At 60.7% G+C, this 17,251-nt stretch carries 21 protein-coding genes; 9 read left to right on the top strand and 12 right to left on the bottom strand.

Translation table 11 applies throughout. The features are described from left to right. Window positions 1-3 precede the first annotated feature (3 nt). Window positions 4-870: a helix-turn-helix domain-containing protein gene (locus tag F0184_RS10075; protein WP_150496048.1), complete on the bottom strand. Its 867-nt coding sequence runs from the start codon at window positions 868-870 to the stop codon at window positions 4-6. A 170-nt stretch (window positions 871-1,040) separates the two neighbouring features. Between F0184_RS10075 and F0184_RS10070 the strand changes: the two genes are divergently transcribed. From F0184_RS10070 to F0184_RS10040, 7 genes are all read left to right on the top strand, one after another. Continuing rightward, window positions 1,041-2,438: a family 4 glycosyl hydrolase gene (locus tag F0184_RS10070; protein WP_150496047.1), complete on the top strand. Its 1,398-nt coding sequence runs from the start codon at window positions 1,041-1,043 to the stop codon at window positions 2,436-2,438. Then, entirely contained in the window at window positions 2,438-3,322 is an 885-nt protein-coding gene (locus tag F0184_RS10065) for a carbohydrate ABC transporter permease (protein ID WP_150496046.1), read from the top strand. The genes F0184_RS10070 and F0184_RS10065 overlap by 1 nt, the downstream gene beginning before the upstream one ends. Before the next feature lie 92 nt (window positions 3,323-3,414). Next, window positions 3,415-4,242: a carbohydrate ABC transporter permease gene (locus F0184_RS10060; RefSeq protein ID WP_244299114.1), complete on the top strand. Its 828-nt coding sequence runs from the start codon at window positions 3,415-3,417 to the stop codon at window positions 4,240-4,242. Beyond that, window positions 4,242-5,366, top strand: a complete 1,125-nt coding sequence (locus F0184_RS10055) for an ABC transporter ATP-binding protein (RefSeq protein WP_150496044.1) — start codon at window positions 4,242-4,244, stop codon at window positions 5,364-5,366. Before F0184_RS10060 ends, F0184_RS10055 begins: the two co-directional genes overlap by 1 nt. Window positions 5,367-5,388: 22 nt before the next feature. After that, window positions 5,389-6,666 (top strand): ABC transporter substrate-binding protein, encoded by a 1,278-nt coding sequence (locus F0184_RS10050; protein ID WP_150496043.1) that lies wholly within the window; start codon window positions 5,389-5,391, stop codon window positions 6,664-6,666. A 53-nt stretch (window positions 6,667-6,719) separates the two neighbouring features. Beyond that, window positions 6,720-8,228 (top strand): polygalacturonase PglA, encoded by a 1,509-nt coding sequence (gene pglA, locus F0184_RS10045; protein ID WP_150496042.1) that lies wholly within the window; start codon window positions 6,720-6,722, stop codon window positions 8,226-8,228. Further along, a complete protein-coding gene (locus F0184_RS10040; RefSeq protein WP_150496041.1) occupies window positions 8,218-9,312 on the top strand; it encodes a glycoside hydrolase family 88/105 protein in 1,095 nt (364 codons plus the stop codon). The genes pglA and F0184_RS10040 overlap by 11 nt, the downstream gene beginning before the upstream one ends. A gap of 158 nt (window positions 9,313-9,470) precedes the next feature. On the opposite strand, the gene F0184_RS10035 is transcribed toward F0184_RS10040, so the two are convergent. The 7 genes from F0184_RS10035 to F0184_RS10005 all read right to left on the bottom strand — a co-directional run bounded on the left by F0184_RS10035 (window position 9,471) and on the right by F0184_RS10005 (window position 12,434). After that, window positions 9,471-9,869, bottom strand: a complete 399-nt coding sequence (locus tag F0184_RS10035) for a GFA family protein (RefSeq protein ID WP_150496040.1) — start codon at window positions 9,867-9,869, stop codon at window positions 9,471-9,473. Between the two features lie 90 nt (window positions 9,870-9,959). Then, a complete protein-coding gene (locus F0184_RS10030; RefSeq protein WP_150496039.1) occupies window positions 9,960-10,343 on the bottom strand; it encodes a VOC family protein in 384 nt (127 codons plus the stop codon). Window positions 10,344-10,397: 54 nt separating this feature from the next. After that, window positions 10,398-10,961: a GFA family protein gene (locus F0184_RS10025; RefSeq protein ID WP_150496038.1), complete on the bottom strand. Its 564-nt coding sequence runs from the start codon at window positions 10,959-10,961 to the stop codon at window positions 10,398-10,400. Then, on the bottom strand, window positions 10,937-11,293 hold the full coding sequence (locus tag F0184_RS10020; RefSeq protein WP_206668331.1) for a hypothetical protein: 357 nt from the start codon (window positions 11,291-11,293) through the stop codon (window positions 10,937-10,939). The genes F0184_RS10025 and F0184_RS10020 overlap by 25 nt, the downstream gene beginning before the upstream one ends. A gap of 11 nt (window positions 11,294-11,304) precedes the next feature. Beyond that, on the bottom strand, window positions 11,305-11,658 hold the full coding sequence (locus F0184_RS10015; protein WP_150496036.1) for a DUF1428 domain-containing protein: 354 nt from the start codon (window positions 11,656-11,658) through the stop codon (window positions 11,305-11,307). 15 nt (window positions 11,659-11,673) lie between these two features. Continuing rightward, on the bottom strand, window positions 11,674-12,003 hold the full coding sequence (locus F0184_RS10010) for a DUF6958 family protein (protein WP_150496035.1): 330 nt from the start codon (window positions 12,001-12,003) through the stop codon (window positions 11,674-11,676). Next, the gene (locus tag F0184_RS10005) at window positions 12,000-12,434 is read right to left on the bottom strand and encodes a VOC family protein (protein WP_206668330.1); all 435 of its coding nucleotides are present in this window, start codon (window positions 12,432-12,434) and stop codon (window positions 12,000-12,002) included. Before F0184_RS10005 ends, F0184_RS10010 begins: the two co-directional genes overlap by 4 nt. A gap of 117 nt (window positions 12,435-12,551) precedes the next feature. Here F0184_RS10005 and F0184_RS10000 point away from each other — a divergent pair, with 117 nt between their 5' ends. Further along, the gene (locus F0184_RS10000) at window positions 12,552-13,052 is read left to right on the top strand and encodes a MarR family winged helix-turn-helix transcriptional regulator (protein ID WP_150496034.1); all 501 of its coding nucleotides are present in this window, start codon (window positions 12,552-12,554) and stop codon (window positions 13,050-13,052) included. 177 nt (window positions 13,053-13,229) lie between these two features. Then, window positions 13,230-13,766, top strand: coding sequence for a GNAT family N-acetyltransferase (locus tag F0184_RS09995; protein WP_206668329.1), 537 nt, complete (start codon window positions 13,230-13,232; stop codon window positions 13,764-13,766). A 54-nt stretch (window positions 13,767-13,820) separates the two neighbouring features. Here F0184_RS09995 and F0184_RS09990 read toward each other — a convergent pair whose 3' ends face one another. From F0184_RS09990 to F0184_RS09975, 4 genes are all read right to left on the bottom strand, one after another. Next, window positions 13,821-14,174 carry a VOC family protein gene (locus F0184_RS09990; RefSeq protein WP_150496033.1) on the bottom strand — a complete coding sequence of 118 codons (354 nt, stop codon included), beginning with the start codon at window positions 14,172-14,174 and terminating at the stop codon, window positions 13,821-13,823. 40 nt (window positions 14,175-14,214) lie between these two features. After that, a complete protein-coding gene (locus F0184_RS09985; RefSeq protein ID WP_342212493.1) occupies window positions 14,215-14,385 on the bottom strand; it encodes a VOC family protein in 171 nt (56 codons plus the stop codon). A 103-nt stretch (window positions 14,386-14,488) separates the two neighbouring features. Beyond that, window positions 14,489-15,514, bottom strand: a complete 1,026-nt coding sequence (locus F0184_RS09980; RefSeq protein WP_150496031.1) for a universal stress protein — start codon at window positions 15,512-15,514, stop codon at window positions 14,489-14,491. Next, complete coding sequence (locus tag F0184_RS09975; protein WP_150496030.1) at window positions 15,511-17,232, bottom strand: cation:proton antiporter; 1,722 nt, start codon at window positions 17,230-17,232, stop codon at window positions 15,511-15,513. Before F0184_RS09975 ends, F0184_RS09980 begins: the two co-directional genes overlap by 4 nt. Between the last annotated feature and the right edge of the window lie 19 nt (window positions 17,233-17,251).

Genomic DNA, 17,251 nt, shown 5'->3' with positions numbered 1-17,251 from the left:
AGATCAGGGCTGCATCTGAGACCGGCCCCTGGCGGTCCGCTTCAAGCGGTAGCTCGAGGGGCTTGCGCCGATATAGTGCTTGAACATGCGGCTGAAGAAGTAAGGGTCCCGATAACCGAGCTCCGCCGCGGTCTCCTTCACCGTTTGTCCGAGCCCCAAACGGTGCACGGCATATTCCATGCGTTTGAGTTCCAGATATTTCTGCGGCGTCATGCCCATCCGGTCACGAAAAGCGCGGCGGAAGTAGTCCCGATTATAGGGAACTGCCGAAAGGGCGTCTTCCAGACCACCTTCCAGCAAGGGGTCGGAGGCCAGTTTGGACGCGAGCAGCATGATCTGAAGAGACAGCTGCCCCTGTTGGGCCAGAAGCTCGACATCGGACCGCCAGCCGACAAAGGCACTGTCCAGATACGCCAAGAGCATGACCATGAACTGATGGTGCTGGATCAGCGTCGGGCTTGTGGTCGCCGCTCTGGCCCGGTAGTGCTCCACGATCGGTTCAATGACGGACCAGTCCGCCAATACCGCCTTGCGGCGCAGCTTCATCTGGTCAATCAGATCTGCCCTGCCGAACAAATCCAGACTGAAGTGCTGGGCCACCCCCGTATAGTCTCCAGTGCCAATATTGATCCCGCGGAACCGCTCCCGGGCACGGATCAACATGGCTTCGCCTTTTTCCAGGCAGACCACTTCATCGCCGATGCGATAGCGCGCCGCTCCCGTCAGGCAAAAGATCAGATCGTGGACCGGATTGATTTTGTCGATCCTCCAGCTTTGGGAATGCTGCATTCTGATCGGGGTGCGGGCGAGGCGCAGGGACAGGGCGTTGACCGGAATCCGCCAGAAAGGACTTTGTTCGTTTTTCTCCATGTTTTTGTTTATTTGCCTTCATTTGGGTTTGGTCCGCGCCGGACTACACTTCGGTTTAATCAGGGTGGCAGCAGGCGAATTGTCAACCCGATTTGGGAGGAAACAGCGCCGGAACCGCATGGGGATCGCACGATCTATCCATCCGGAACCGTGTGCATTCTACAAAAGACATGACATATTCCGAATACCGTATTCCGGTTAAGATCACCTATATCGGCGGCGGTTCGCTCAATTGGGCCCTGACCTTGATGAGCGACCTTGCCGCGGATTCACAGCTGGCGGCTGAGGTCCGCCTTTACGACTGTGACATGAGCGCTGCCCTGCGCAACGAACGCATTGGCAGCAGGTTCGCCGAGGTCTCGGTGGGGACGCCCGCGCGCTACCGAGCCGTCAGCAACCTTCCCGAAGCCCTTGAGGGCGCGGACATTGTCGTGATCTCCATTTTGCCCGGCCGCTTTGAGGACATGGCCAAGGATCTGGACATCCCGCTCCGCTACGGCGTTCCCCAGTCGGTCGGCGACACGGTCGGGCCAGGCGGTTTTATGCGCGCCTTGCGGGCGGTGCCGACGTTTCTCGAGATCGGGAAGGCGATCAAGGCACACGCGCCCGAAGCCTTCGTGTGCAATTTGACGAACCCCATGAGCGTCCTGACCGGCGCGCTTTACGCGGCATTCCCCGGGATCCGGTGCTGGGGCGAATGCCACGAAGTCACAAAGATCCGCAAGATCGCCGCTTTCATTGCCAACAGGGACCGGCCGGAGCGGCTTTTCAGCTTCCGCGATGTCGACGTCAACGTTCTTGGTATCAATCATCTGACCTTCGTTGACAGGATCAGCGTGGCGGGCCGCGACCTCATGCCGGCTTACGCACAGTTCGCCGCGCATCATCGTGACACCGGCTGGTGCGAGGTGGATCCCGCCCCAGAAGACGAACATGCGCGTTATTTCGAAGACCGGAACCGGGTGAAATTCGATCTGATGCGCCGGTTTGGGCTTCCCGCGGCGGCCGGAGATCGCCACTTGGCCGAATTCTTTCCGGTGAATGAGTATTTGGGCGCGCATGCTGTTTGGCAATTCGGCCTCACGCCCGTCGATTATCGCATCCGGCATCAAGCGCACCGGCGCGAGATCGCTGAGGCAATCGCATCCGGAGATCGGGAACCCGAAATCATTCGGTCGGACGAGGCCCTGGTCGACCAGATTGCCGCGCTTCTGGGCGGCAAACCTTTCACCGCCAATGCCAATCTGCCCAATGCCGGTCAACTATCCGGGTTCGACCATGGCGCAATCGTGGAAACAAACGTTTTGTTCTCAGCTGGAAAACTCACACCTGTCAAGGCCGGCCGCCTTCCCACGGATCTAGAAGAAATCATCGTGGAGCATTCGAGACGGCAGACCGCCCTCGTCCGCGCGCTGGTCGAGGAGGACTACAGGGGGCTCTTCGCCATTTTCCGTGGCGACCCGCTTCTGCGCCAGGTGCCGGACCGGGATGCGGCGGCCATGTACCGGGACATGCTGGCATCGACCGCCCACCTGTTGCCCGCCGGTCTCCTGCAGGAGGCGGCGTAATGGGCGGCGACAACAAGTATCTCGGATATATCTATATCGCGCCCTATGTGGCGGGACTTCTCATCTTCACCGCTTTTCCCTTTATTGCGTCGTTTTACCTGAGTTTTACCGATTACGATTTGTTGTCGACACCGAAATGGGTCGGGCTGGAGAACTACCAGAAGCTCTTCACGCGGGACCGGACCTTTGAACGGTCGTTGAGCGTGACGCTGATTTACGTCTTCATGACCGTACCGATCAAGCTCGCCTTCGCACTGCTGATCGCCGTGATCCTGAACTACCGGCTCAAGGCCATCAATCTGTTCCGGACCGCCTATTACGTGCCCTCCATTCTGGGAGGCTCGATCGCGATTGCCGTCCTGTGGCGCTACATCTTCGCGGAATCCGGGCTGGTCAACATGCTGCTGGGTGTATTCGGGATCGAGCCGATCAACTGGTTCGGCGATCCGCAGAACGCGCTGTTCACCATCACACTGCTCAGATGCTGGCAATTCGGATCCGCGATGGTGATCTTCCTGGCTGCCCTGCAATCCGTCGACAAGTCCCTCTACGAGGCCGCCGCGATCGATGGGGCCAGCCAATGGCAGATCTTCCGCCATATCACCTTGCCGCTGATCACGCCGGTGATCTTTTTCAACCTGATCATGCAGACCGTGCAGGCGTTCCAGGAATTCAACGGCCCCTACATCATCACCGAGGGGGGACCTTTGAAATCGACCTACCTTCTGCCTCTCTACATCTATGACAAGGCATTCAAGAGCTTCGACATGGGCTACGCCTCAGCGATCGCATGGGTGCTGTTTGTCATCATCATGGTTTTGACCCTTGTCGCCTTCTGGTCCTCCAAGAAGTGGGTCTACTACGCCGGCGACAAGAGGAGCTGAGAATGACGACATCCATCGACTTTCCCGCCGCAAAACACGCCGAGCGCACGGCCAAGGCCAGCCCCTTGGAGATCAAGCTCCGCCGCAAGCGCATGATCTCGAGCATGATCCGCTACACCGTGCTGACGGTGGTCGGTCTGATCATGCTCTATCCACTGATCTGGTTGATCGGCGCCTCTTTCAAGACGAACTCCGAAATCTTCGCCAGCCCCTCCTTCTGGCCCGAAAACCCGACCCTTTCCGGCTATATCAATGGCTGGGAAACATCGACGCCCTATACGTTCGCCAGGTTCTTCTGGAACACGTTCTTGATCATCACTCCGAAGGTGATCGGCACCGCCATTTCCTGCACGCTGGTCGCCTATGGCTTTGCCCGGTTCGACTTTCCAGGCAAACGCATCCTGTTCGCGACCGTCATCGCCACCCTCCTGCTCCCCAATGTCGTCACGCGGATACCGCAATACTTGCTGTTCCGGGACATTGGCTGGCTCGACAGCTTCCTGCCGCTGTGGGTCCCCTCGGCGATGGCCGGAGACGCCTTCTTCGTCTTCATGCTGATCCAGTTTCTGCGGGCCATCCCGCGCGACATGGAAGAGGCCGCCCGTGTCGACGGGGCCAACACCTTCCAGACGCTTATCTATATCGTCGTTCCCATGCTGATGCCGGCCATCATCTCCGTATGCCTGTTCCAGTTCATGTGGACGATGAACGACTTCCTCGGCCCGTTGATCTACATCTCATCGGTCGAGAACTATCCGGTCAGCCTCGCCTTGAAGCTGTCCATCGACACGACCGAGGCGTTCGACTGGAACCAGATCCTGGCGATGTCGGTGCTGACACTGGCTCCGTCGCTCATCGTATTCTTTCTCGCGCAAAAATACTTCATCGAGGGGATCTCCACCGGGGGGGTCAAAGGGTAATGGCTGAACTTCAACTCAAGTCCCTGGAAAAAACCTATGGCGGTGGTTTCAAGGCCGTTCACGGTATCGACCTGACCGTCCAGGAGGGAGAATTCATGGTGCTGGTCGGCCCGTCCGGCTGCGCGAAATCCACCACTTTGCGCATGATTGCTGGTCTGGAGACCATCACCGGAGGCGAGATCCGCATCGGCAACCGGGTCGTCAACGACATCGTACCTGGAAAACGCGGCATCGCGATGGTGTTCCAGAACTATGCGCTCTATCCGCATATGAAGGTGCGCAACAATCTGTCATTCGGTCTGCGCCTGAAAGGCCGGCCAAAACCGGAAATCGAAGGGGCGACCCAGGATGTCTCGAGAGTCCTGGAAATCGAGGCCCTTCTGGACCGGCTTCCAAAACAGCTGTCGGGCGGCCAGGCTCAACGTGTGGCAGTTGGACGTGCGCTGATCAAGCAACCGGAAGTCTTCCTGTTCGACGAACCGCTTTCCAACCTCGACGCCAAACTCCGCGCTTCCATGCGGGTGCGGATTACGGATCTGCACAAGCGGCTGAAATCCGAGGGACGGCCTGCGACCGTGGTCTACGTCACGCATGATCAGGTCGAAGCGATGACCATGGGCGACCGGATCTGCGTCATGCGGGAGGGGCACATCATGCAGGTGGCCGACCCGACCACTCTCTACGAGCAGCCCGCGAACAGTTTCGTGGCCGGATTCATCGGCATGCCGGAGATGAACCTGATCGATGCGATCCTCACGACGGCGGGTGGCATCCCGTCCATCACGATCGGCGACCAGACCATCGCGATCTCCGAGGGTCTTGGCGACCGGCTCAGCATCGGTGAAGGTCCGGTCAAATTCGGCATCCGGCCACAGCATGTGGACGTCTGCCCCGGAGGGACGGAGAACTGCTTTTCGGGGACGATCACCACGGCCGAATTCCTCGGCCACGAAGTCAATCTCCATATCCGGATAAACGGCGAGACTTTCGTCGCAGTAGTACCCAGCGACCACTTTTCCACGATTCCCAGACGTGGCGAAGTGGTCGCAATCCGGCCCATAGGACAGAGGATTCATCTGTTCGACCGCCTGACCGAGGAAAACATTTCACTTGGGTCGCTCTGAACTTTTTTCACGGGAGGAAACGATGAAAAGACTACAGAAGAACATAACGATACTGCTGGCGGCAACCGCGCTTGCCAGCACCGCCGCCGTCTCGCACGCCGCTGAATTGCGGATGAGCTGGTGGGGCGGCGACAGCCGGCACAAGGCAACACAGGAGGCCTTGAAGGTCTGCGGCGAGAAACATGGCCATACGATCAAGCCGGAGTTCACGGGCTGGTCGGGTCATCTGGAAAAGGTGACCACCCAGATCGCCGGCGGTACCGAGGCCGATATCATGCAGATCAATTGGCCTTGGCTCCCCTTGTTTTCGTTCACCGGCGACGGTTTCGCCAACCTGTACGATTATAAGGACATCATAGAACTGGACAACTGGACCCCGGAGCAGCTTTCAGCCGGCGAAATGAACGGGAAGCTCAACGGTCTGCCGGTGTCGACCACCGGCCGGGTCTACATGTTCAACAAGACCACCTTTGAAAAGGCCGGACTTGATGTTCCAACCACGTGGGCCGAAGTGATCGCGGCCGCCCCCGTCTTCAAGGAGAAGCTCGGCGAAGATTACTATCCGTTCGACGCCTCGACCCTCAATGCGGTTATGCTGGTCTCCAACATCGCCACCCAGAAGACAGGCAAGGACCTGATCGATCCGGAGACGATGACCGTGGCCTGGTCGGCCGACGAACTGGCGGACGCGATCGGCTTTTATCAAACATTGGTCGATCAAGGCGTCATTCAGTCATGGAAGGCGGGCGCAGCCGAAGGCAACATGGCCCTGCACGAGAATCCGAAATGGTCCAGAGGCCAGTTGGCCGGATCCTACGAATGGGACTCCACCTATTTCAAGTATTCGGACCCGCTCGAAGAGGGCAATGAATTGGTCCCGGTCGGGATCCTGAAGGTGGATGGCGCACAGACCGAAGGCGTTTACCGCAAGGCCTCGATGACATTCGCCATTTCCCGCAATTCCGACAATCCGCAGGCGGCGGCTCAGATCCTGAATTGCCTGCTCAATGAGCCGGAGGGTATTGCGGCCATGGCGACCGCCCGGGGCCTGCCGGCCTCGCGCGCCGCATCGGAGCAACTGATCGAGGCCGGCGCGATCAAGCCGATCCTGAAACAGGCCAATGACATCATCATGGCAAGCACGGGCCCAGCGGTTTCGCCGTTCAACGAGCATCCGGATGTGCGTACCGTGTTCCTGGATGCGCTCGAAATGTTCGCCTACGGACAGATTGACGCCGAAACCGCCGCTCAGGAAATCGTCGACGGTGTCAATGACGCTCTGGAAGACTACAAATCCTGACCGCTTTGTTCATGGGGGTGGAGCTTCCACCCCCACAATAGCCCAAGATTCCCATGTCAGATCTCTCCCTTCTTGCGCTCTCGCCACGCACCGCATGTTTTTTGTTCGCAGGCATAGAAGCGAAATACCGGCTGCCACAGGGCGAGACCTGGCAATTGCACAGTGAAGACGGCTCGCTCCTGTCCACGGGATCAAGCCAAACGGCGGCGCTTTACTTCACCGGTCTGGAACCGGACGAGGCCTACCGCCTGACAGTTTCCAACACCTGCGCGACGTTCAAGACCGCCCGTTGCGCGGGGGCGCTGCGGATCACAGACCTTGGCGCGGACGACAACGCCCCGGACAATACGGCCGCCATTCAATCCGCGATCGACCGCGTACCGACCGGCGGCTCGCTGATCGTTCCCCGCGGGCGCTTCGTGACCGGCCCATTGTTTCTCAAGTCGCACATGACCTTGCACCTTGAGACCGGCGCGGAACTGGCCCTCAAAGCCGATTGGACCGACTGGCCCATTCTACCGGCCCGAAATGCGCAAGGGCTGGTCGTGGGAACATGGGAAGGCGAGCCTGCGGAGAGCTTCGCCGCATTGATCAATGCGGTTGGGGCTTCGCATCTGGCGATCACGGGCCAAGGTATCCTCGATGGCGGTGGCGACAGAGGCGACTGGTGGACGTGGCCGAAGGAGACCCGGCGCGGCGCCCGCAGACCGCGGACCGTTTTTCTGGCCTATTGCGATCATGTCGAGATCAGCGGCTGCACCATCCGCAACTCCCCGTCCTGGACCGTCCATCCCATGCGCTGCCGCGATTTGAAGGCTGTTTCCCTCAAGATCGAGAATCCGCCAGACAGCCCCAATACCGACGGCTTCAATCCGGAGAGCTGCGAGGACGTTAGCCTCATTGGCCTGCATTTTTCGGTGGGTGACGATTGCATTGCCATCAAGTCGGGAAAGCGGACAGGGCATGACGATACCCACCTGGCTCCGACCCGCAATGTCCTGATTTCCAATTGCCTGATGGAACGGGGCCACGGCGCCGTGGTTCTGGGGTCCGAAATGAGCGGCGACATCACCGATATCAAAATCCAGAAATGCCAGTTCGTGGGCACAGACCGCGGTTTGCGGATCAAGACCCGGCGGGGCCGCGGCGGCAAGATTGCGCGCATCAGCATGAGCGATGTTGTCATGGATGGGGTCGACACGGCGTTTTCCGCCAATGGATTTTACTTTTGCGATGCGGACGGCCAGAGCGAAGCCGTGCAGTCGCGCAGTCCGGCGCCGCGCGGCACCGGCACGCCGAGCGTCGAGGGTGTGACCTTGCGCAACATTTTGGCCGAGAACGTGCGGCTCGCCGCCGTCGCCTTGCTGGGCCTGCCGGAAGCGCCGTTCCGCGACATTCACCTCGACGGTTTCGATGTCACTTTCGATCCCTTGGCCGAAGCCGGCATCCCGCTCATGGCCTGCGGGGTTCCGGCCTGCCGGCATGAAGGGATCTGGGCCGACTTTGCGCAGGTCAATGGCGGAATATCAATGCATTCGAAGGATGGGATCCATGCTCTGTGACGACTTTTTCGCCGACTATGTCGCCGGCTACAAACCCTATAAGGGCGGCGGCTGGTGCTACGAGGACGGATTGATCTACCGCGGCCTGGAATTGATGCATCTTGCGAGCGGGCAGGAGCGCTGGCTGACCCATCTCAAGCGGCTGGTCGATGCAAGGATCCAGCCTGGTTCGAAACTCGCCGGCTATACGCTGTCCGAATACAATATCGACAACATCCGGCCAGGTGGCGCGTTGCTCTATCTGCAAGCCCTGACCGGCGACAGCAGATATCTCGCTTGCGCGGATCTCCTGGCCAAGCAGTTGGAATCCCATCCGCGGACCCGCTCCGGCGTCTATTGGCACAAGCTCCGCTATCCCTGGCAGATCTGGCTCGACGGCCTCTACATGGCCGCCCCTTTTCAGATCGGCTACGCCCATGTGCGGGGACGGCCGGATCTGGTGACAGATTCGATCAACCAGCTCGAGACGGCGCTGGACCATACCTATGTTCCCGAAACCGGCCTCTATGCCCACGGCTTCGATGAAGCCCGCGAGCAGAGTTGGGCCGATCCGGTCACAGGCCTTTCAAAGGCCCATTGGGGGCGGGCACTCGGCTGGCTCGCCATGTGCCTTGTCGACGTTGCCGATCTCATCGGACCCGACGCCTTTGCTCCGCTTCGCGGGCGGACGGTAGATCTGTTGACGCGCCTTCGCGAGCTTCAGGCCGGCCCCGGCCAATGGCTCCAGGTGATCGATCAGCCCGGCTTGCCCGGAAATTATGTGGAGACCTCGGCCTCGGCGATGTTCGTTTATGCGCTGGAACGGGCGGCGACGCTCGGGCTGGTGTCCGATACCCCGCCGGACCTGCTCAGCGGCCTTTGCGGCGCGGCGATCCGCGAGGACGCCACGGGGCGTCAATCCATGGCCGGGATATGTGAAGTCGCGGGTCTCGGCGGTTTCGAAGGCACATACCGGGACGGTTCGCCAGGCTACTACCTGAGCGAAAAGGTGGTCGACAACGATCCCAAGGGGATAGGCCCCTTGATGATGTGCATGGCCATGGTGAAGATGTCTCGGATGGAAGATCTGGTTCCCGCCGGTTGATCATCGGCACGCCATGACCCCATGGGCACCCGCGTATGGGTGAACGCGCGTGGGTTCGCATCCCACCGCTTCTGCCAACGATTAGACTTGTCCATGTCCATACAACGCGCCGTCATAGCCGTCGCGGGCAATGCCCCCCAATGGCGCGAGCCCTGACCTCAGAACCACATATCCTTCACACAGCGCCCATCAGACGGCAGGTCGTCGAAGGTGTCGAGCCCATCGAAATGATCGATCGGCAGGTGGGCCACCGCGTCGGGCGGCGCCAGACGGATATTGACCGCCATGCGCCGGCGGCCCTCAGCGTCCGGTCGCAGTGCCCGCCAGGCGAGCACGGCGGCGCAGCTGGGACAGAAAAGGATTTCAAGAAACGGGTCCTGCCGCTCCTTGCGGGTATAGGCCGCCGTGCCGGGCGAAAGGCGGATGCGCTCGCCCGCAAAGTCATAGGCCCAGAGCGCGCCGTAGCGACGACAGAGCGTGCAGTTGCAGGAGGTGATCGAGCCCGGATCGCCGTCGAGCTGCCATTCATGGGTGCCGCAATGACAAGTTCCTCTCATCCAATGCCTCCTACTGTGACGTGCGGTGAATGAAGGCTCTAACGGCGCCGCTTTGTCTTGCCGATTATCGCTCGCGAAACCTTCACGGGATCAACCCGGTTGCTCGTCCTGGGTCGAGATCCACCAGACAATGCCATTGCCGTCCGCGATACCGCCGCGGTGATCGCCATCGCCCGAACGGCGAAGGTCCTGCACGACACTCCCTCCGGCGGACAGTGCTCGCTGGAAGGCGGCCACCGCGTCCGGGACGTAAACATGAACATGCGCCTCGCAGGCGTCGGCCACCTCGCCCATCATGATGACACTGTCGTCGATCCGGGCCTCTGCATGGGCAATGCCTTGGCCATTCTCCCTGTGGTGCACCCGCAGGCGGGCCGCCCCGAATACGGTTTCGACAAATCGAAGCGTCGCTTCAGCGTCGCGCACCAGGAGATAGGGGCTGACAGACGTGTAGCTATCGGGTTTCCATGTCATAATCGCACCCTCTCCCACTCATGGTCATGTGTACCCGTCATGCGCCAAGACCTATCATGTGAGCGGCGCCTTCACCCAGTCATTTTCCGGGGTGCGAAAACCCATGCGGGCCCAGGCCCAGAACAGCCGTCCCATAAAATTTGCCGACCATTGTCTTGAATTGCGCGCATCCGATGGCGGCCTGAAGCCCTGCGGCATATCCGCCAGCATGGTGCGCTCCTCGACCACCGGCCGTTGATCTGCGGGGAAGCGTTCGGCATAGGCACTGAACCTATGGCCATGGGAAAAATCGAGAAACATCGGCGAATTGCAGCATATAGCCACGACCCGGCGGGTTGAGGACGCAGGTGTCAGTCGGAGTTCGCGAAGATGCTCGGTGCCTGACACCGGGACTATCCGATCCTTGCGATGCAAGACAAACAGTGTTCCGGAAGATGCCTCCAGCACCGGTTCGGCGCAAGGCAGCGCCGCAAGGATGCCCCCTGCCTTGCGGCAACTGTCGCAATAGCACTCGGTGACCATGATCGGCTTGCCCGTGCAGACAAAGCGCGTCGCGCCGCAGGCACAGGATATCTCCTGCCTGCCTGGCGGCGTCACGCCGCCGGAATGGGAAGACATGGCATGATCTCCACGGCCTCGCCCGGAAAGAGGGTGAAATGGGGGTGGTTCTCGAACAGGCGCGCCGCCGCTTCGTGCGTTTCCGCCCGGACAATCGTGTAGGCCGTGATCGTGTTGGCGCCGTCAGACAGGCCCGCCGGGTCCACGCGTTTCGTCTTGCCGATCGGGGAGCCCGGATCAAGGATTGCAGCCTCGTTTCGTTCTGCCCAATCGTTCCAGGCCTGAACGCCTTCCGCCCGCCGCGCCTGCACCGCGTTGGCGTCCAGCTGCCCCCAGTCCGATCTCGCCCGGGACTCCGGGGTTGCGGTGAAAATGGCCATGAAATTCTGCATTGCTGCCTCCATTATGCGTTCACGATCATCTCGAACCCGCCGAAGATCAGACGGCTGCCGTCGAATGGCATCGGATTCACGTCCGGCTGCATGCGGGGATCGGCCATGAGCTTTTCCCAACCGGCGTCACGCGTGGCCTTGTCGGGCCATGTGACCCAGGAGAAGACCACCGTCTCATCCTCCTTGCGCATCACCGCGGTGTGTAGCGAATTGAGCTTGCCCTCCGGGATGTCATCGCCCCAGCATTCGACGATGCTAAGCGCGCCAAACTCTTTGAACAGCGCAGCAGACGTTTCTGCATGCTTGATGTAGGCTTGTTTGTTGGCAGTCGGTACGGCTGCCACGAAACCATCGACGTAGGTCATGGACTTCTCCTTCTTTCAGATTGCGTCGGCACTGACATTCATATGGCCGGACCTTTTACGGTAAAGCTGCACAGGCTTTGACGGCGCGCGTTTGATGATCCCCTTGGCCTCGAGGTCCAGCTGCACTGCCTTCAGCCACCAGCCTGCCTTGTCGCCACCCGGAAACAGCGTATCGGGAAGCAGGGGCAGGAGCGCGGCCTTGGCGTCGGGCACCTTCAGCCCCGGTGCCTTATCTGGCAGGATCGCCAGCAGAGCTTCCCGCATCGCCTCGTACTTCGCACGATTGACCCGTTCGGTCCGGCCCGGCGAAGTGACGTTTTCGATTTCGATCTTGTCGTCGCTCACTGACCTGCCCCTGCGCCTTTCGACCCCGTGAAGTTCAGCATCCAGGGTGTCCCAAACCGGTCGGTGAACATGGCGAAGCGTTCGGCCCAGAAGGTTTCGCCCGGCGGCATGGGGATATCGCGCGCGCCGTCGGACAGCGCCGCGAACACCCGGTCGAAATCGGTTGCGGACGGCAGCTCGATCTGGATGCGGAAGCCCTGAGGGCGTTCGTACATTTCCTCGGAATTGTCCGAGGCCATCATCAGCGTGTCGCCGAGGCGCATGGCAAGATTCATGACCAGGTCGTCCCCGCCCGGCATCCGCTCTTCCGGCGAGCCCGCATCCTTGTTCAGGAAGACCCCTTCGATTGTCCCGCCAAGCGTTTCGGCATAGTGGGTCATGGCCTCAAGGCAGTCACCCTGGAAGAACAGATAGAGCTGAGGTGTCATCATGCGTTGGTCTCTTTCTATGGCCGTCCGCCGCTGCAACCTCACTGACCTTGAACAGTCACAGGCCCTGCGATTACGCGCCGCATTGATCATTCCAATTTAAGTTGATACCAACCTATCATGACCGAGTCCATAGCCGAGCCGCTCGACCGCGAAATCGTCGTTCATGTCGCCGAGACCTGTCTGTGCCTGCACACGCAGCGCGCGGCGCGGGCGCTGGCGCGGCTGTTCGACAAGGCGCTGCGGCCCTTCGGGCTCAACAATGGGCAATTCTCGCTGCTGATGGCGCTCAACCGCTCCGAGCCGCCCTCGATCGGCGCTCTGGCGCCCTTCCTCGCCATGGATCGGACGTCCCTGACGGCGGCCCTCAAACCGCTGGAGCGCCGGGGGCTGGTTCGGATCAAGTCGGACAAGGCAGACCGACGCAGCCGCCTGGTCCAGATCACGGGGGAAGGTGTGGCGCTTCTTGAGGCGGCTCTGCCTACCTGGCGAGAGACCCATGCGCGGCTCGACGCGGCCCTTTCCGATGGCGCGCCGGACCGCCTGAGGGCCGATTTGCGGCAGGTTCCGCCTGTCGCGGCGGCGGTTGCCGTGTCTGGTGAAGAACAGATATCCGAATGAAATGCTCGTCGGACGGTGCAAGACCTCCCTCAGCGACATCGCAAACGGCGGCTCCGAGCCCAAAGTAACAAATGCTGCACCGATGATGAACGGCTGCCTTGGGGATTGGACAGGCCACTTTTCGATTGGGTCCGCCCTTGCTACTCTCCCTTCGAATGGTTTCATGGATTTCACGTTGTGATTGCTGCTCACGAAAACTACGCGACGTTGCAGACCGATCGGCTCGTCATGCGCGCACCAGATGAGCGCGATATTCCAGCATGGTTCATGCGAGCAACAGATCGCGAGTCCGCTTACCTTGCCGGCGATCCTATCCCTGCAAGCATTTCTGAAGGGAAACTATGGCTGACCAAGACTCTCGACAAAGCGGCGACCGGTGTGCGCCTTTTGTGGAGCATTGACGTTCGGCACGGGCCAAGCAGTATTGGAACAGTTGGCCTTTCTCTTAACGATCCGGGCATCAGTTTTGTGATCGGACGTGCTTTTTGGGGACACGGATACGCGACTGAAGCCGCCCGCGAAGTTCTGAGGTTCGCGTTCAGTGTGCGAGGCTTTTCAGAGGTCGGCTCCGAATTCGTTGTGGGGAACGGTGGTTCGCGTCGGGTTCACGCGAAGCTCGGCTTCCAGCATGTAGAAAGCTTCATAGATGAAAGCGACGGCGCAGATTGTGAGCGGCAAGTTCTATACAGACGCGTATTCGACAAACAGCCTTAAGCGGACAATCGGCTCCGTGAGACCAATGTCTGTATCGTCCCGCATAGCGGCGCTTCATCGCCGATGCGTCAGAACATTCAGCAGCTTGTCGGCCGGGTCGCGCAGAAAGAACCGGCGGACGCCCCAGGGCTCGTCGGTCATATCATAGACGATAGGAACCCCCTGGGCCTTTGCGCGGTCGTGGACCTCGTCGACGTCATCGACCTCGATCGACAGATCCGGAACCGGGGCGCCGGACCCGCCCTCCGACGCAAGGCTCATCTGCACGGGCATGGAGACGCCCGACGACAAAGTGACGATCCAGCCGAGGTCCATATTGACATCAAGATCGAACAGCGCCTGATAGAACTGGCGCAGCCCTGCGACGTCCGGGGTCTCGATGTCGACGACGATGCGAAGAACGGCCATGGCTATTTCCCCCCCGGTTGGCGGACCGCTTGCGAGGCACTCACGCCTGCTCCGCCTTCGGCCAATAGGTGGCGAAGCACCAAAGGTTGCCCTCCGGATCGCGGCAGGTGAACTCGCGGCTGCCGTAGTCCCGGTCAACCAGTCCTTCCTCGATCACGACGCCAGAGGCGGCCACCCGGGTGTACAGCGTGTCGGCATCCTCTACCGCAATGTACAGAGCCTTGCCGCCATCCTGCCCCGGATCCCTGCCGCCGAGATCGGTTCACCACCGCTCGGGTGCCGATGCGCAGCCTCCAAATCTCCAAGACCGGCTGTCATTCCTGTTCAGATCCAGGATGGATGACCGAAGCCGTTGCAAGCGGACTTATGAAGCCGGAAGGTTTCACGGCGACCACGGAACAGGCGTTGTGATTGAGGATGTCTTCGGCCGTGTTTCCGATGATCACGCCTCCAAGGCCCGTACGCGCAACCGTCCCCATGACAATCAAGTCTGCGCCAAGCCGCTGCGCCTCTTCGGCGATCACGGTCCGCGCATCGCCCTCGACCAGGCGCGGCGTGATGGTCAGATCGCGGCAGGCTTGATCCTTTTCAGCCTCCCGGATCAAGGCCTCCAAAGCGTTGTAGCGGATGGATTCAACCTCGCGAACATAACGCTGTGAGGCTGCGGCGGCGTCTGCCTGTGACGAATACGCCCGGACCAGCCCCTCCCCCACAGCCTGCCATGCATGCAGCGCGAACAGCATCCCGTCGGGGTGGTCCGTGAGGATGCCGGCGGTGCGCAGCACCGCGCGATTGAGACCGGCCAAGGTGTCCGGTTCAGCGGCATCCCAGTCGTCCACGTCCACGGCAGCAATCACCCTGCGGGGCGCAGGAGACGCCTGTTCCATCTGGAGCCAGACCGGACAGGGGCACTTGCGCAGCAAATGCTGGTCCGTGCTGGCCAGAAGGAAGCGCGGAAAACCCGCAAGCGGTTCGGCGGTCTTGACCACCAGATCGATATCGTCCCGCAGAACCGTGCGGATGATCTTGACAAAGGGCTTGCCGACCGCCACCTCAGGATCAGAGACCGGACGCTCACCCGCGCAAGCCAAGGCCGTCAGGAGATCTGCCTTGCGGTCGGACTGCAAACGCTCAAGCATGCGTTCAGGGCTCAAACCGGTTACCCGCGCCATGATCCCCAGATCGTTGGGCGGCGAGATGCACGACATGACCCGCAACTCAGCCCCATGTTGTTGTGCAAGCCGCGAAGCGGCGCGCAGACCTGGGAGATCGTCCGCTCTGCCGACAACCGCCAGAACGCGGCGCGGAACCGTCGGCATGGGCATGGCATCGCCGGTCAAGCGCTCAGTTCCTTCTGCCCATGGGGATCCTTCACGGCCGGGCCGGGGGGCGGGCCGCCACTCAATATCAGCCGCGCCGCGGCATCAGAGGCATCACGAAACGGCATGAGCACCAGATCGGCCTTGGCCTGAATGAGGCTCTCCGCAGTGGACTCCCGATGAGCCGCAACGGCGACTTTGCCTTCGTAACCGAGGTCACGGACAGTGCGCAGCAAGGCATGCCGGGCATCGTCATGAGTGAGACCGGTCTCATGCTCGGGAACAGCCATGACGAGCCATGACGCCGATTGGAGGGGCAAATGCGCAAGAAACTCCGGGTCGGTCGCGTCTCCAAAGACCACGTCGAACCCGTGCTCTCGCGCGTTGCGAACCGCGTCCGGACTGAAATCCACACCCAGAACCTTCAGACCGCCGTCCCGCAAGGCAGCTCCGATACCGAGGCCATACCGGCCAAATCCGAACAGCACCACGTCGCAGGTTTTGGCGACCGGCATCCCTCCGGCGGCTTCCGCCGAACCGGCGTTCTTGCGCTCGAAGATGCGCAAGGCAGGCTCCATCCAATCGTACAGGCTGTGGGAGTAGGTGATCATGTAGGTCGACGCCGCGATGGTCACCAATCCAACCAGGGTGACCAGCCCGAGAGAAGTCTCCGGGACGTGCCCGATCGCGACGCCCATCGCCATGAAAATGAGAGAAAACTCGCTGATCTGGGCCACTGTCAGACCCGCGAGGAAGCCGGTGCGCTTGCGGTACCCCATGGCACTCATGATCAAAAGGACGATCAGCGGATTGCCGATCAGAACGAAGAGGGAAAGGACGAGCGCCGGACCCACACTCTCGCCGAGAACCGACATGTCCAGAGACGCACCCAAGGCGATAAAGAAGAAGAGAAGCAAGAAATCGCGCAGCGAGGACAAGCGCGCGGAGATCGCTTCGCGGAAGGGCGTCGAGGCAAGGGAGACACCCGCCAACAGGCCACCCAATTCCTTGCCGAAGCCAAGGTAATGTCCCAGCGCAGCCAGAAGCGCGGCCCAGCCGATGGCAAAGGATACCAGGAGTTCCGGGGCACGGGACAACCGGGTGACAAGCGGGGTCGCGACATACCGGGTAAATACCGCAACGGCCACCAACATGGCCAGGCCATAGCCCAAAACCTTCAAAACATCCGTCAGGGCCGTATCGCCTGAGCCGCCGACCCCGATCGCGGACAGAACGATCATGGCGACCACAACCACCACGTCCTGAACGATCAGAAAGCCGAGCGCAATGCGGCCGTGGAGAGAATCTATTTCCCGCTTGTCCGACAACAGCTTCACGATGATGATCGTCGAGGAAAAAGTAAGCGCGACGGCCACATAGAAGGCTGGGAGTGGCGCAAGGCCGAGCGCAATGGCGATCAAAAAGCCGAACACCGTGGTGAAGATCACTTGTCCAAGCCCGGTTACCAAAGCCACCGGGCCGAGCGAGCGCACCAGCTTGAAGTCAAGCTTGAGACCGACCAGAAACAGAAGAACCGCAATCCCGAGTTCGGCGAGCAGGTCGATTTGCTTGTCGGAATGAACGATATCGAGCACGGAGGGACCGGCCACGATCCCCACCGCGATGAAGCTCACGATCAGCGGTTGACGCAGGAGAAGTCCCACAAAACCCAGACCGGCGGACAAGACCAGCAGAGCCGCGATCTCGTAGAAAATGTAACCTTCGATTGCCGCACCCATGGCATACCTCTGTTGCGCA

The sequence above is a fragment of the Roseibium aquae genome (assembly GCF_008711285.1).
GTDB lineage: Bacteria > Pseudomonadota > Alphaproteobacteria > Rhizobiales > Stappiaceae > Roseibium > Roseibium aquae.
Note: the sequence above shows the minus strand (reverse complement) of the source record. Positions and strands in the feature narration are given on the sequence as shown.

Excerpts from the sequence above, each read along its gene's own strand:
- F0184_RS10040 (WP_150496041.1), top strand. The coding sequence starts at position 8,218 with ATGCTCTGTGACGACTTTTTCGCCGACTATGTCGCCGGCTACAAACCC.
- F0184_RS10055 (WP_150496044.1), top strand. The coding sequence starts at position 4,242 with ATGGCTGAACTTCAACTCAAGTCCCTGGAAAAAACCTATGGCGGTGGT.
- F0184_RS10075 (WP_150496048.1), bottom strand. The coding sequence starts at position 870 with ATGGAGAAAAACGAACAAAGTCCTTTCTGGCGGATTCCGGTCAACGCC.
- F0184_RS10050 (WP_150496043.1), top strand. The coding sequence starts at position 5,389 with ATGAAAAGACTACAGAAGAACATAACGATACTGCTGGCGGCAACCGCG.
- F0184_RS10035 (WP_150496040.1), bottom strand. The coding sequence starts at position 9,869 with ATGAGAGGAACTTGTCATTGCGGCACCCATGAATGGCAGCTCGACGGC.
- F0184_RS10065 (WP_150496046.1), top strand. The coding sequence starts at position 2,438 with ATGGGCGGCGACAACAAGTATCTCGGATATATCTATATCGCGCCCTAT.
- F0184_RS10020 (WP_206668331.1), bottom strand. The coding sequence starts at position 11,293 with ATGCAGAATTTCATGGCCATTTTCACCGCAACCCCGGAGTCCCGGGCG.
- F0184_RS10000 (WP_150496034.1), top strand. The coding sequence starts at position 12,552 with ATGACCGAGTCCATAGCCGAGCCGCTCGACCGCGAAATCGTCGTTCAT.
- F0184_RS10070 (WP_150496047.1), top strand. The coding sequence starts at position 1,041 with ATGACATATTCCGAATACCGTATTCCGGTTAAGATCACCTATATCGGC.
- F0184_RS10060 (WP_244299114.1), top strand. The coding sequence starts at position 3,415 with ATGATCTCGAGCATGATCCGCTACACCGTGCTGACGGTGGTCGGTCTG.
- F0184_RS10030 (WP_150496039.1), bottom strand. The coding sequence starts at position 10,343 with ATGACATGGAAACCCGATAGCTACACGTCTGTCAGCCCCTATCTCCTG.
- F0184_RS10025 (WP_150496038.1), bottom strand. The coding sequence starts at position 10,961 with ATGTCTTCCCATTCCGGCGGCGTGACGCCGCCAGGCAGGCAGGAGATA.
- F0184_RS10005 (WP_206668330.1), bottom strand. The coding sequence starts at position 12,434 with ATGATGACACCTCAGCTCTATCTGTTCTTCCAGGGTGACTGCCTTGAG.
- F0184_RS09990 (WP_150496033.1), bottom strand. The coding sequence starts at position 14,174 with ATGGCCGTTCTTCGCATCGTCGTCGACATCGAGACCCCGGACGTCGCA.
- F0184_RS09975 (WP_150496030.1), bottom strand. The coding sequence starts at position 17,232 with ATGGGTGCGGCAATCGAAGGTTACATTTTCTACGAGATCGCGGCTCTG.
- pglA (WP_150496042.1), top strand. The coding sequence starts at position 6,720 with ATGTCAGATCTCTCCCTTCTTGCGCTCTCGCCACGCACCGCATGTTTT.
- F0184_RS10015 (WP_150496036.1), bottom strand. The coding sequence starts at position 11,658 with ATGACCTACGTCGATGGTTTCGTGGCAGCCGTACCGACTGCCAACAAA.